General features: G+C 72.6%; 12 protein-coding genes. 3 read left to right on the top strand and 9 right to left on the bottom strand.

All coding sequences use genetic code 11. The annotated features are described in order from the left end of the window. The coding region (locus AB0M59_RS15790; protein WP_364614857.1) for an integrase core domain-containing protein at positions 1-343 on the top strand (343 nt) is incomplete at its 5' end. A gap of 212 nt (positions 344-555) precedes the next feature. Here the strand turns inward: AB0M59_RS15790 and AB0M59_RS15795 are convergent. From AB0M59_RS15795 to AB0M59_RS15820, 6 genes are all read right to left on the bottom strand, one after another. Next, positions 556-2,148, bottom strand: coding sequence for an NAD(P)/FAD-dependent oxidoreductase (locus tag AB0M59_RS15795; protein WP_364614860.1), 1,593 nt, complete (start codon positions 2,146-2,148; stop codon positions 556-558). A gap of 17 nt (positions 2,149-2,165) precedes the next feature. Beyond that, positions 2,166-3,239 (bottom strand): NAD-dependent epimerase/dehydratase family protein, encoded by a 1,074-nt coding sequence (locus AB0M59_RS15800; RefSeq protein WP_364614863.1) that lies wholly within the window; start codon positions 3,237-3,239, stop codon positions 2,166-2,168. 34 nt (positions 3,240-3,273) lie between these two features. After that, positions 3,274-5,298, bottom strand: coding sequence for a CocE/NonD family hydrolase (locus AB0M59_RS15805; RefSeq protein ID WP_364614866.1), 2,025 nt, complete (start codon positions 5,296-5,298; stop codon positions 3,274-3,276). 20 nt (positions 5,299-5,318) lie between these two features. Further along, a complete protein-coding gene (locus tag AB0M59_RS15810; protein WP_364614869.1) occupies positions 5,319-6,509 on the bottom strand; it encodes a zinc-dependent alcohol dehydrogenase in 1,191 nt (396 codons plus the stop codon). A gap of 100 nt (positions 6,510-6,609) precedes the next feature. Beyond that, on the bottom strand, positions 6,610-7,605 hold the full coding sequence (locus AB0M59_RS15815; protein ID WP_364614872.1) for an inorganic phosphate transporter: 996 nt from the start codon (positions 7,603-7,605) through the stop codon (positions 6,610-6,612). Next, entirely contained in the window at positions 7,606-8,220 is a 615-nt protein-coding gene (locus AB0M59_RS15820) for a DUF47 family protein (protein ID WP_364614875.1), read from the bottom strand. A 93-nt stretch (positions 8,221-8,313) separates the two neighbouring features. Between AB0M59_RS15820 and AB0M59_RS15825 the strand changes: the two genes are divergently transcribed. Both AB0M59_RS15825 and AB0M59_RS15830 read left to right on the top strand, forming a co-directional pair. Beyond that, positions 8,314-9,243 carry a glycosyltransferase gene (locus tag AB0M59_RS15825; protein ID WP_364614878.1) on the top strand — a complete coding sequence of 310 codons (930 nt, stop codon included), beginning with the start codon at positions 8,314-8,316 and terminating at the stop codon, positions 9,241-9,243. A 22-nt stretch (positions 9,244-9,265) separates the two neighbouring features. Next, positions 9,266-10,474, top strand: coding sequence for a glycosyltransferase (locus AB0M59_RS15830; RefSeq protein ID WP_364614881.1), 1,209 nt, complete (start codon positions 9,266-9,268; stop codon positions 10,472-10,474). 62 nt (positions 10,475-10,536) lie between these two features. On the opposite strand, the gene AB0M59_RS15835 is transcribed toward AB0M59_RS15830, so the two are convergent. The 3 genes from AB0M59_RS15835 to AB0M59_RS15845 are packed head-to-tail and all read right to left on the bottom strand — an operon-like array spanning position 10,537 to position 13,129. Next, the gene (locus AB0M59_RS15835; protein ID WP_364614884.1) at positions 10,537-11,427 is read right to left on the bottom strand and encodes a glycosyltransferase; all 891 of its coding nucleotides are present in this window, start codon (positions 11,425-11,427) and stop codon (positions 10,537-10,539) included. Then, positions 11,406-12,272, bottom strand: a complete 867-nt coding sequence (locus tag AB0M59_RS15840) for a glycosyltransferase (RefSeq protein ID WP_364614887.1) — start codon at positions 12,270-12,272, stop codon at positions 11,406-11,408. The genes AB0M59_RS15835 and AB0M59_RS15840 overlap by 22 nt, the downstream gene beginning before the upstream one ends. After that, the gene (locus AB0M59_RS15845) at positions 12,269-13,129 is read right to left on the bottom strand and encodes a polysaccharide pyruvyl transferase family protein (RefSeq protein WP_364614890.1); all 861 of its coding nucleotides are present in this window, start codon (positions 13,127-13,129) and stop codon (positions 12,269-12,271) included. Before AB0M59_RS15845 ends, AB0M59_RS15840 begins: the two co-directional genes overlap by 4 nt. Positions 13,130-13,138 lie beyond the last annotated feature (9 nt).

Raw genomic sequence — 13,138 nt, forward strand, 5'->3', positions numbered from 1 at the left:
CCAGCGCCGTCCCGCTGCGGGGGTGATCTTCCATTCCGACCGGGGTTGTCAGTACACCTCGGCTCAGTTCGCCCGCACCGCCGCCGAGGCCGGGGGGCGGCTTTCGGTCGGCCGCAAAGGTCAGTGCTGGGACAACGCGGTCGCGGAGTCGTTCTTCGCCACCATCAAAACCGAACTGCTCGACCGGCAGTCCTGGCCCACCAGAACGCTGGCTCACCAGGCGATCTTCGGCTACGTCGAAGGGTGGTACAACACCCGCCGCCGGCACTCCAGCCTCGGCTACCTCAGTCCCACTGCCTACGAAACAACCAGCCAGCCGGCTATCTCAGCTCAGGTAGCCTGACCCCACTCATCAACCCTGTCTGCCAAACCGGGGCAAGCCCAGGTCGCCGGATGTCCTGAATGACTCATTCAAGACCTCTGCGCGAGGCGAACCCGCGCGCCCAGGTGAAAAAGCTCGCCCGCAGGCGAGCGCCGCTTCCCGCCCCACCGATTGCCTTGAATGAGTCTTTCAGGACCTCGCAGGTCCTGAAAGACTCATTCAAGACACCGGCATCACCCGTAGATCGCGCGGTGGGCCGCCCGGATCACCGCCGCATACCCGCCACCCAGCCGACCACCACGAGCCAGCGCCGCCCGGGCCGCGTTCGCCCCCGGCCCGCCGTGCACCGCGCCCCCCGGGTGCGCCGATGCTCCCGCCAGGAACAGCCGGTCCACCGGGGTGTCGGACCGGCCCGTGCTCGGCACCGGCCGGAAGAACAGCTGCTGGTGGATCGCCGTCGTCCCCGCGTTGATCGCGCCGCCCACCAGCCCCGGGTTGTGGTCGGCGAGCTCGGCCGGGCCCTGCAGGTACCGGGCCTTGATCAGGCTGGTGAACCCCGGCGCGTTCGCCTCAACCGTCTCCTCCATGCGCTTGGCCCGCCGCTCCAGGGCCGCGCGGTTCTCCATCGTGCCGCGCGGCACGTGCGTGTACGCCCACGCCGCCTCCGTACCCGCCGGCGAACGCGTCGGGTCGGTCGTCGTCATCTGGCCGAGCAGCAGGAACGGGCGGCGCGGGGTCCGGCCGCGCGCCAGTTCGCCGCCGAACGCCGACAGCCCGTCCAGGTCCGTTCCGAGGTGGATCGTGCCGGCACCGCGCGCACCCGGAGCCGTCCACGGGATCGGGCCGGAGAGCGCCCAGTCGACCTTCACCGTCGCGCTGTCCCATTCGAACTTGCCGAGGTCCTCGACCAGCCGCGGCGGCAGCCACTCTTCCCCCACCAGCTTGCGGTACAGCACCGGCGCGGGAACGTCGGCCAGCACCGCCCGAAGGGCCCGCACCGGAGACCCGGAACTGTCCCGTACGCCCAGCGCGCGTCCGTCACCGATGAGGATCTCCCGGACCGGGCGTCCACAGTGGACCTTGCCGCCGCGGGATTCCAGCCGGCGCACCAACGCCGAGATCAGCTCGCCGGCACCGCCTTCGGGTACCGGGAACCCTTCGTCCTGCCCGATCATCGCGAGCAGCCAGCCGAAGACCGCGCTGCCCGCGTTGTCCACGGACAGGTCGCTGTGCGCGGAGTTCCCCGCCACCAGCAGCCGGGCGCCCTCACCGGCGAACAGCTCGTCGCCGAAGCGGCGGGCCGGCAGCGTCAGCATGCGCGCCAGGCGCAGCGCGTCGGCCGTGCCGGTGCGGCGCAACAGCTTCAGCGCCGGACGGACCGGCGGGAACGGCGTGAACAACGCGTTCAGCAGCGGCTCGCGGATGTCTCGCCACTGCTCGAACAACCGGCGCCACGCGTCGCCGTCGCCGGGCGCGAACTCGTCGACCGACGCCGCCGTGCGGTCGACGTCCCGGGACAGCACCACGCTGCGGTCGTCGGGCAGCACGTGCGCGAGGACGTCGGGCGCGTGCCGCCAGCGCAGGCCGTGCTCCTCCAGCCGCAGGCTCTTGATCGCCGGGGACACCGCCGTCAGCGGGTAGAAGGCGCTGAACAGGTCGTTGCGGAAGCCGGGCTCGGTGACCTCGGCGGTCCGGACCGCGCCGCCCGGGTGATCCGTGGCCTCCAGCACGAGCACCGACCAGCCCGCGTCCGCCAGGATGTTCGCCGCCACCAGGCCGTTGTGGCCGGCACCGATCACGACGGCGTCGACGGCTTCGGTACTCACTGGCGGCCTCCCGGAGCTCAGGACTGCGACTGGTGGCTCGGCCCGACCCGGGTGAGGGAGCGGAGCCGGGCCAGTGCCCCGTCGCGGCGCGGCGGAGCCAAGGGCGCACTCGCCGCCCCCGCACCCGACCGGAGCCCGGCGACCAGCTCGGTGAGTGCGGACGCGGCGTCGTACCGAGGTTGCCAGCCCAGCGCGGTCTCCGCCAGCGTCGTGTCGGCGAGCGCGGCCCGGTCGGCGAGCTCGAGCCAGCCCGGGTGCAGCGGCAGCGCGCCGGTCCACCACGCGGCCCGGGCCGCGACCTGCACCAACGGCTTCGGGACCGGCAAGCGGGCACCACCGAGGACCGCGGCCAACGCGTCGGCGTCGAGCGTCTCGGGCGCGGCGAGGTTGACCGGGCCGGTGAAGCGGGCGTCAAGGACGAGCCGGATCGCCTCGGCGACGTCGGAGGTGTGCACGATCTGCGCGCGCAGGTCCGTCCACAGCGGAACCGGCAGCGCGCGGCCGCCGACGAGGCCGGCGGGCACCACCGGGCCGAGCAACCAGCGCGCGAACTCACCCGCCGCACGCCGGTGCAGGATCGCGCACGGCCGCAGCCGGGCGACACCGACCTCCGGGTGGCGCTCCTCGAACCGGTCGAGCAGGGTCTCGAGCGCGGCCTTGCCCCGGCTGTAGGCGCTGTGCGCGATCCCGCTGCACGGATGCGCTTCGGACACCTTCTCCCACCGCGGCGCGGGCCCGTAGGCGGCGACGGACGACGCGACGACCAGGTGCGGCACCCGAGCGGCTGCGGCGGCGGACAGGACGTGCCGGGTCCCGTGGTCGTTGGTGCGCCACATCGGCGGGTCGCCGCGCACCGGTGAGATGGCCCACGCGAGGTGGATGACGGCGTCGGCGCCCTCGAACAGCCCGGTCAGCTCCCGGTCCGCGCCGGGCTCGCCGACGTCGACGGCACGCCAGCCCGCGGCGCGGTAGGGCTCGGCCGTCGTGTCGGGCAGCCGCCGGGCCAGCCCGATCACGTCGTGGCCCGGCTCGAGGGCGTCCAGCAGCGCTGTTCCGACGTTGCCGGTGGCTCCGGTGATCACGATCCGCACACCCCGTGCGTACCCCGTCACGCGACGGTGAAACTCAGACCAGGTCCCGCGGAATCCTCCGGTGCCAGTTCCGGGAGACGATCCGGCGGGCGCCGTCGTAGCCGTCGAGCTGCGCGTCGATGACGAACTCGGTGGCCGTGCACGACACGCGGGTGCGGGTCTCGCTGCGCGCCAGCCACTCGCCGCGGGCGAACGTGACCGACCACTCGGTCTCGGCGACCGGCGAGCAGAAGTCGTCGGCCTCCCAGGTGTAGCGCTCCCGGACGTCGCGGCTGACCTCGAGGTCGAGGTCGTCGAAGCGCACGGTCCCGGCGTTCTTCACGATGTCGAGCGCCGAGTGGTAGTCGACGAGGTCCCGCGAGACGGTCCAGCGCTGCTCCCCCGGCGTCAGCGGGGTCACCGAAATGGGCGGCGCGCCTTCGGGTTCGCCGAACGGCCGGGCCGGCAGCTCGTCCGGTTCGGAGACCGGGCGCACCGGCAGCTCCAGCGCGCTGTGTCCGGTGTGGACGGACAGCAGCACGGGCTTCGGCGGCGGCCAGGCCAGCGGCCAGTACGAAGTGGACAGTGACAGCCGGATCCGGTGCCCCGCCGGGAAAGCCTGCGCCACGGCGTTCAGTTCGATCTCGACCGCGCAGCGCTCACCGGGCTTCATCGGCGCTGGTTCGTCGTGCCCGTCACGGTGGGTCAGGTTGAGCAGGCCGTAGGTGACGCGCGTGGCGCGCCCGTCCGGCGCGACGTCGGAGAGCCGGGCCGCGATCATCGCGACCGGCTGGTCGGCCGAGACCTCCAGCCGCACCTTGGGCGAGCCGAGGATCTCGCAACGTTCGGTGAGCACGTCCGTGTCGAAGACGAGCGACCCGCCGTCCTCTTCGCGCTGGTCGTAGGGCAGGTCCGGCGGAGCGCTGTAGGACGCCCACTTGCCGGAGAACTGCCCGACCGAGAGCGGCGAGGACACCGTCAGCGCGTGGTTCTCGACCGCCTCGCCCGGTTGCGCGAGGCGGTGCGGCGCCAGTGGCAGGTCGGCCGGCTTCACGTGCGGCGACGGCCAGGTCGATTCCCCGACCCATCGGCCGGGCCGGTCCTCGTAGGACGTCGACGGCGGGACGCTCTCCTGCATCCACGTCCGCAGCATCGGCCCGTCCATGGCCTCGTTCTCGGCGCCGCGGAGCCAGTGGTCCCACCACGTCACGACTTCCTGGAGGTAGCCGATGGCCGGGCCCGGCTCGCCGAGGTGCGGGTACTTGTGCGACCACGGCCCGATCAGGCCGCGCCGCGGGACGTCGAGGTGGGCGAGCAGCCGGATGACGGCGTTGGAGTAGCCGTCGGCCCAGCCGCTCGAGGCGAGCACCGGCACCTGGACGTCGCTGTAGTTCCCGCAGACCGACGCGTGCCGCCAGTAGTCGTCCCGGCGCTGGTGGCCGAGCCAGTTCTCGATCCACAGGCTGCAGTTCTCCAGCCGCTCCCGCCACATGTCGCGCCACCGCTCGCCGACGACCGCCGGATCCGGCGGCAGCGTGGCGTAGGCGAACATGGTGCCGGACTCGGCGACGTTGTCCGAGAGCAGGCAGCCGCCCATGTAGTGCATGTCGTCGGCGAACCGGTCGTCGGTGAACGACGAGATCACGATCGCCCGCAGGCTCGGCGGTTTCCGCGCCGCGACCTGGAGGGCGGCGAACGCACCCCACGAGATCCCCATCATCCCGGTGTCGCCGGTGCACCACGGCTGCGCGGCGATCCACTCCAGCACCTCTTCGGCGTCGAGCTGCTCGCGTTCGAGGTACTCGTCTTCCAGGATCCCCTCGGACTCGCCGGTGCCGCGGATGTCCACGCGCACGCAGGCATACCCGTGCCCGGCGAGGTAAGGGTGGTGGATCGAGTCACGGGGCGCGGTGAGGTCCCGCTTGCGGTAGGGGATGTACTCGAGGATCGCCGGTACCGGCTGGGTGTCCGACGAAACCGGCCGCCAGATGCGGGCGGACAGGACGGTTCCGTCGGACACCGGGATCCGGACGTGGTCGGTCTCGGTGATTTCGTACGGCAGCGAGGTGACGGCTCGCAACGGCAGATTCCTCCCGGGGATTACTTGGTGGGCTGCAGCAGGATCTTCTGGGCGCCGTCGAGCTTCTTCTGGAAGATCTCGTACGCGCGGGGCGCGTCGGCCAGCGGCAGCTTGTGCGTGGCGAAGCCCTCGACGCCGAGCGGGTCGCCGTCGGCGGTCAGCACCGGCATGATGTCGTCGAGCCAGTGCCGGACGTTGGCCTGGCCCATCCGCAGCTGGATCTGCTTGTCGAACAGCTCCATCATCGGCATCGGGTCGACCATGCCGCCGTAGACGCCGGACAGCGAGATCGTGCCGCCGCGGCGGACGCTGTCGATGGCCGCGTACAGCACGCTCATGCGGTCGATGCCGGCCTTCTCGGTGATCTTGGCGCCGAGCTGCTGCGGGAGCAGGTTGACGAGGTTGTGCGCGAGCTTGCCGACCGGGGCGCCGTGGGCCTCCATGCCGACGGCGTCGATGACCGAGTCCGCGCCGCGGCCGTTGGTCAGCTGGCGGATGGCGTCGCCGATGTCCTTGTGGTCGCGCGTGTCGAGGGCGGTGGCGCCGTGCTCGCGGGCCCGGGCGAGCCGCTCGGGCACGAGGTCGACGCCGATCACCTGGGCGGCCCCGCGGTGCCGCGCGATGCGGCAGCACATCTGCCCGATCGGCCCGAGCCCGAAGACGACGACGGTGCCGTCCTTCGGGACGTTCGCGTACTCGACGGCCTGCCATGCGGTGGGCACGACGTCGGAGAGGTAGACGAACCGCTCGTCCGGCGGGCCCTCCGGCACCTTGATCGGGCCGTACTGGGCCTGCGGGACGCGCAGGTACTCGGCCTGGCCGCCGGGGACCTGGCCGTAGAGCTTGGTGTAGCCGAGCAGCGCGGCGCCCTTGCCCTGCTCCTTGACCTGGGTGGTCTCGCACTGCGACTGCAGGCCGCGTTCGCACATCCAGCAGTGGCCGCAGGAGATGTTGAACGGGATCACGACGCGGTCGCCGGGCTTGATCCCGGTGACGGCGTCCCCGACCTCTTCGACGATCCCCATCGGCTCGTGGCCGAGGATGTCGCCCTCGGTCATGAACGCGCCGAGCACTTCGTACAGGTGCAGGTCGGAGCCGCAGATCCCGGTCGAGGTGACGCGGATGACGGCGTCGGTGGACTCCTCGATCTTGGGGTCCGGTACTTCCTCGACGCGGACGTCGCGCTTGCCGTGCCAGGTCACTGCCTTCATGGCTCTCCCTTTCCGCGTTCGGGTCCCGTGGGGGCTTCGGGTCCCGGTTTCCCGCAGGCGGGTCGGGCAAACGCGGCTGAGGTGAGCAGGCGGGTGGCGCTCAGGTGAGCGCGTCCGCCACCAGGTACACCGCCGCCGCGACCGCCGCCGCGGCCGGGAACGTCAACACCCACCCCAGCACGATGTCCCGCGCGATCCCCCACCGCACCGCCGACAGCCGTCGCGTCGCGCCGACGCCCATGATCGCCGCCGTGATCACGTGGGTCGTCGAGATCGGGGCCTTCACCGCGAACGCCGTCACGTACAGCACCGACGACGCCACCGACTCCGCGACGAAACCGTGGGGCGGGTCCAGCGGGAACACCCGCCGCCCGAGGGTCCGCATGATCCGGAGACCACCCGAATAGGTGCCCAGCGACAAGGCCGCCGCGCACAGCAGCGTCGCCCACAACGGTACGTCGAACGTCTTCTGCTCCCCCGCCGCCACCAGCGCCAGGACGATCACGCCCATGCCCTTCTGGGCGTCCTGGAGACCGTGGCCGAGGGCGAGCGCGGACGCCGAGAGGATCTGGAACCGGCGGAACACCCGGCCGCTGCGGTGCGGGTTCGCTCGGCGCAGCAGCCACAGCGCCGCGACCATCGCGAAGTAGCCGAGACCCAGCCCGATCAGCGGCGACGCCACCATCGGGATCAGCACCTTCTCCCCGATCCCGGCCCAGTGCACGGTGCTCGCCGCGGCCAGCGCCGCGCCCACCATCCCGCCGATCAGCGAGTGCGAGGACGACGACGGCAGCCCGAAGTACCAGGTGATCAGGTTCCAGGTGATCGCCCCGGCTAGTGCGGCGAAGACGACCGTCAGCGCGTCCGGGCCGGCCGGGACGTCGATGATGCCCTTGGCCACCGTCGCGGCGATGCCGGTGGACAGCAGCGCACCCGCCAGGTTCATCACCGCCGCCAGCAGCAGCGCCGCGCGCAGGGTCAGCGCCCGCGTCGACACCGCGCTCGCGATCGCGTTCGCCGCGTCGTGGAACCCGTTGGTGTAGTCGAAGAAGAGCGTCAGGACGATGACGACGACCAGGGCGGCGGTGCCCGTCACTCACGACTCCTTGACGGCGATGGTCTGCACCACGTCGGCGACGTGCTCGAACGCGTCGGCCGCCAGCTCGAACTGCTCGACGACCTCCTTGGTCTTGAGCACCTCCAGGGCGTCCCCGCCCGGCTCGAACAGGTGCGCGAGGATCCGCCGGTAGACCCGGTCGGCTTCGTTCTCCAGCTCGTTGATCTCGATCCAGTACGGCTCGAGCTCGCCCACCTTGGCCAGGCCCGGCATCGACGACGCGGTCAGGTCGGCGCAGCGGCACAGCACCCGGACCAGCACGTCGGTACCCGGCGGGAAGGCCTCGAGCCGGTACAGCACGGCCAAGTCGGCCGCGGTGTCCATGAAGTCGAGCACGTCGTCGATCTTCCCGGCCAGCGCCTGGATGTCCTCGCGGTCGAACGGCGTCACGAACGAGCTGTTCAGCTCCACCATGATCGTGTGCATCAGCTCGTCGCCGTGGTGTTCGACCTCGTGCAGGCGCTTGGCGAGCGGCTCCCGGTCGGCTGGGTCGGCGGCGATGAGGTCGCGCAGCACCGCGGTGGCGGTCACCAGGTTTCTCGCCGCGTCGGTGAGCAGGTCGAAGAACCGGGTACCCCGTGGGGTGAACCGCATGAAAAGCCGTCCCTTCGTAGACGCGACCGCCGCGAGCCGGGTACCCCGTCGGGGGGCACGTTTAACAGGCGTTCTCCGGGAAACCAGAGGGCCATGACCCATCCCGGATCCCGGCGCCTGAGAGTACTGCTCTGGCACGTGCACGGCTCGTGGACGGACGCGTTCGTCCGCGGCCGCCACCAGTACTTCTTACCGGTGTCCTCCGACGGCGCGCCCTGGGGGCTCGGGAAGGCGGGCCGGGACTGGCCGTCGGCCACCGAGGTGCCGCTCGACCGCCTGGCCGACGTCGAGCCGGACGTCGTCGTCGTGCAGCGCCCGGAAGAGTTCGACCTCGTCGCGCCGCTGGGCGTGCCGGCCGTCTACGTGGAACACAACGCGCCACGGCCGTACGCGGCGTCGAGCGAGCACCCCCTGGCGACGCGGTCCGACATCACCGTCGCGCACGTCACCCACTTCAACCAGGCGATGTGGGACTGCGGCCGCGCCCCCACGACGGTCGTCCCGCACGGCATCCCCGACCCGGGCGCGCGCTACACCGGCGAGCTCGCCGCCGGCGTGTCGATGATCAACGAGCCGGTGCGCCGGCGCCGCGTCACCGGTGCGGACCTGCTCGAAACGCTCTCCGAAGCCGCCCCGGTGGACCTCTTCGGCATCGGGACGGACGAGGTCGGCGGCCGGGGCGACGTCCCCGCACCGGCATTGCACGACGAGATCGCCCGCCGCCGCGTCTACCTGCACACCGCCCGGTGGACGTCGCTCGGGCTGTCCCTCCTGGAAGCGATGCACCTGGGGATGCCGGTGGTCGTCTTCGCCGCCACCGAGGCGATCGAGGCCGTGCCGGCCGACGCGGGCGTGCTCTCCACCGACGTCTCCGTGCTGGCCCGGGGTTTCCGCGAGCTGGTGCACGAACCCGACTTCGCCGCGCTCGCCGGCAAGAACGCCCGCGAACACGCCCTGAAAAAACACGGGCTGGACGCCTTCCTCACCACTTGGGACCACCTCCTCGCCGAAACGGTCCGCTGAACCCCGAAGGGAAGACCCACCGATGAAGATCGCGATGGTGTCCGAGCACGCCAACCCCCTGGCCGTACTGGGCGAGGCCGACGCGGGCGGGCAGAACGTGCACGTCGCGGAGCTGTCCGCGGCCCTCACGCGCGCCGGCCACGACGTCACCGTCTACACGCGCCGGGAGAGCCGCGACGAGCCGCCGCAGGTCCGGACGCCGCACGGGTACGCCGTCGTGCACGTCCCCGCCGGGCCGTCGCGGAAGGAACCGAAGGACCGCCTCCTGCCCTACATGGGCGAGTTCGGCAGGTTCCTGCAGGACCGCTGGGCCACCGACCGGCCGGACGTGGCGCACGCGCACTTCTGGATGTCCGGCCTCGCGACCGTCCTCGCGGCGAGCGCGACCGGGACCCCGGTCGTCCAGACCTTCCACGCCCTCGGGGCGGTCAAGAAGCGGTACCAGGGCGAGCAGGACACCAGCCCGGCCGACCGGATCCGGCTGGAGCGGATGATCGGCCGTCAGGCCGGACGCGTGCTCGCCACCTGCTCCGACGAGGTGTTCGAGCTGTCGCGCCTCGGCGTGCCGCGGTCGCGGATCTCGATCGTGCCCTGCGGCGTCGACCTCGGGCGGTTCACCACCGAAGGGCCGGTGGCCCGCCGCCGCGAACGCCACCGCCTGGTCGCCGTGGGCCGGCTGGTGCCGCGCAAGGGGTTCGACATCGCGATCACCGCGCTCGCCCAGCTCCCGCACACCGAGCTGGTCATCGCGGGTGGCCCCGAGCGTGGCCGGCTGTCGCAGGACCCCGAGGCGAAGCGGTTGCGGGACCTGGCCGCCCGGCTGCGCGTCGGTGACCGCGTCCAATGGCCCGGCCAGGTGTCCCGCGAGGACATGCCCGCCCTGCTGCGCTCGGCCGACGCCGTCGTGTGCACGCCGTGGTACGAGCCGTTCGGGATCGTGCCGCTGGAGGCGATGGCCTGCGGGGTCCCGGTCGTCGCGGCCGCGGTGGGCGGGCTCACCGACACGGTCGTCGACGGCGTCACGGGGCTGCTGGTCCGGCCGCGGCAGCCGAAGGAGCTCGCCTCGCGGGTCCGCCGGCTGCTCGACGACCCGGCCCTCTGCCACGCGTACGGCACCGCGGGCCACGACCGCGCGACGGCCCGCTACTCGTGGGACCGCGTCGCGGCCGACACGCTGCGCGCGTACCACAAGCTGGTTCCGGAAGGCGCGGTGACGGCCGAGGCCCGCTGACCGAACGCCTCTGAAGGCCACTATCAGGGCACTGGATGCCCAGATGGTGGCCTTCGAGGCAATCAGCCGACGTAACGCCGGGCCACGGAGTTCCGCTGAGGTTCTTCCAGCAGGCGCAGCCCGTGCTCGACGTGCGGCGGGACCACCCGGCGGCCGACGAGCACCCACGGCAGGCCGCGCAGCACGTCCCAGAGAGCCGCCGCCGTCGCCCGGTCGCGCGGGGCCGTGCGCAGGACGTCCCGGCCGCGGCGGAAGACCGCCGGCCACGGGCGGCGCAGCAGCAGCGTCCACAGCGTGTTGCGGATCCCCAGGCGACGCCGGTGCCGCGGATCGCGCAGCTTCGACGGCGCGTGGTGGACCACGACGTCCTCGGCCCAGCACATCCACCAGCCGCGCGCGGCGAGGTCCAGCGCGAACAGCTCCTCCTCGCCGCCGAGCCACATCCGGGTCGAGAAGCCGCCCACCTCGCGGAACGCGCTGACGCGCACCGCCGTCAGCCCGGCCATGATGCCCAGGAGCGCCGGTCCGGGCAGCCACGAAGGGCCCGGCACCGGCGAGTCGCGCAGCTCCGGCGTGATCGGGTCCTCGGCCAGGCCGGGCTCGACCAGGCAGCGGCCCGTCACCGAGCCGAGGCCGGGATGGGCGTCCAGGAGGTCCGCCGCCCGGGTCAGCGCACCCGGCTGCCAGGTCGTGTCGTCGTCGCAGAACGCGACGTAAGGGGTCGTCACCTCGTCGACGGCGACGTTGCGCGCCACCGCGCCGAGGTTCTCCCCCAGCCGGAACAGCCGGACGCCGGGGAACTCCCGGGCCACCATGTCGGCCGTGCCGTCCTCGGACGCGTTGTCGGCGACGAAGATCGGCGGGTCGTCCGGCAGGGAAGTCATGTGGGACAGGGTTTCCCGCAGCTGCGGGCGCCGGTTGCAGGTGATGATCACGACCGAGATTCGCGCCATTCGGCGGTCCTTTCCAGTGTCCGGGCCTGGTTTTCGACGTGGTCGGGCAGCAAGCGGCGAGAGCTCAGTGCCCGCGGTAGCCGCGGCACCGCGCCGAGCACGGCACGCGGGGCGGTGACGAGCGTCCGGGCGACCTCCCGGCGGCAGACGCGCGGTGGCCGGCGCAGGACCGCGATGAGCAGCCGGTTGCGCAGTTCGGCGCGGCGGCGCCAGGACGACGGTGGCCGCGACGCCGACGGGTGGTGGTGGGCGCGCAGGCTCCCGACGTAGCAGACGTCCCAGCCGCGCGCGGTCAGGTCGTAGGCGAGCAGTTGCTCCTCGGCACCGAAGTGCAGCAGCGGGCTGAAGCCGCCCACCTGCAGGTACGCCGTGCGGCGGACGATCGCGGAGCAGGCCAGAAAACCGAGGACCAGGGGCCCGGGCGCGCCGTCCGGGCGGCCCAGCGGGCTGCTCTCCATCTCGGGCGTCACCGGGTCGTCGCGGCATTCCGGGCCGACGAGGGTGCGCGCGGCGAGGAGGCCGGTCCGCGGGTGCTCGTCGAAGATCCGCTCGGCCTCGGCGAGCGCGCCGGGCGCCCACCACGAGTCGTCGTCGCTGAAGGCCACGTACGGCGTTTCGGCGACGAGCACCCCGAGCGTGCGCGCGGCGGCACCGAGGTTCTCCGGCAGCCGGATCAGCCGGACGCCGGGGAAGCGCCCGGCGACGTCGGCCGTGGCGTCCCCGGAAGCGTTGTCCAGCACCACGACCGGCGGTTGCGGGTCCAAAGAGGACAACCGAGCCAAGGTGCGCGCCAGTTCGCCGGCGCGGTTGCGGGTGGCGATGACGACGGTCGTGCGCGCGCTCACCGCGAGCCCGCCAGCTCGTCGACCAGTCCGGCCAAGGAGGGCACAGACGGCGCCGAAGGCACGGCTGCGGTGGACAGGCACCACTTCAGGCGGGCATCGAGCAGGGCGGAGTCTCCGGCGTCTTCGGCCGCGACGACCGGCCAGCCTAGCGCTCCGGCCTGCGCGGTCACCTTGCCACCGCCGGCCACGGGGTCGACGGCGACCACCGGCACCCCGGCCTTCAGCCCGAGCACGAGACCGTGCAGCCGCGTGGTCACCATGGCGTCCATCGTGGACACCAGCGAGACGAACTGGTCCGGCGTGGCGCACCGCTGCCAGTCCTCGTGCGCCAGCCGAGTGTCCAGCGGCACCCGCGCGCAGTCCAGGGCGGCGACCCAGCCGGTCAGCACGTCGTGGACCTCGTCGTGCCGTCCCGCACCGCCGTACTCGGGCTGGTGCGATGCGAGGACCACGCCCAGCACCGGAACCCGGGAAACGGCCGCCGCCAGGGAGAGATCGGGTTCCGCGGTACCGCCGCCGTCGCGCGGGAAGACCCGGTGGAACCCGGTCACCGCCGGGTCGCCGGGGTCGGGCACAGACACGCCGATCGCGATCCGCCGGCAGGCCGCGTACCGCTCGTGCAGCGCGCGCACCTGCGGCCCGTGCAGCGGGCCGCAAACGAACACGACGTGGGTGTAGTCCTCCGGCGGCGCGCCGGGCAGGTGGCGGGCACCGGGCCGGAAGCGCGGGCTCCAGGCGACGTGGTGGTCGATGCCCGCCGCGGTCAGCGCGGCGCCGGCCGCGCGGAGGCTGAGGACGTCCCCTGCCGTCGCTTCGCCGTGCAGGAAACCGGCCCAGCCGGTGAGCAGAACTCGCATGCCCGGCCG

This window comes from Amycolatopsis sp. NPDC051371 (assembly GCF_040682155.1).
GTDB lineage: Bacteria > Actinomycetota > Actinomycetes > Mycobacteriales > Pseudonocardiaceae > Amycolatopsis.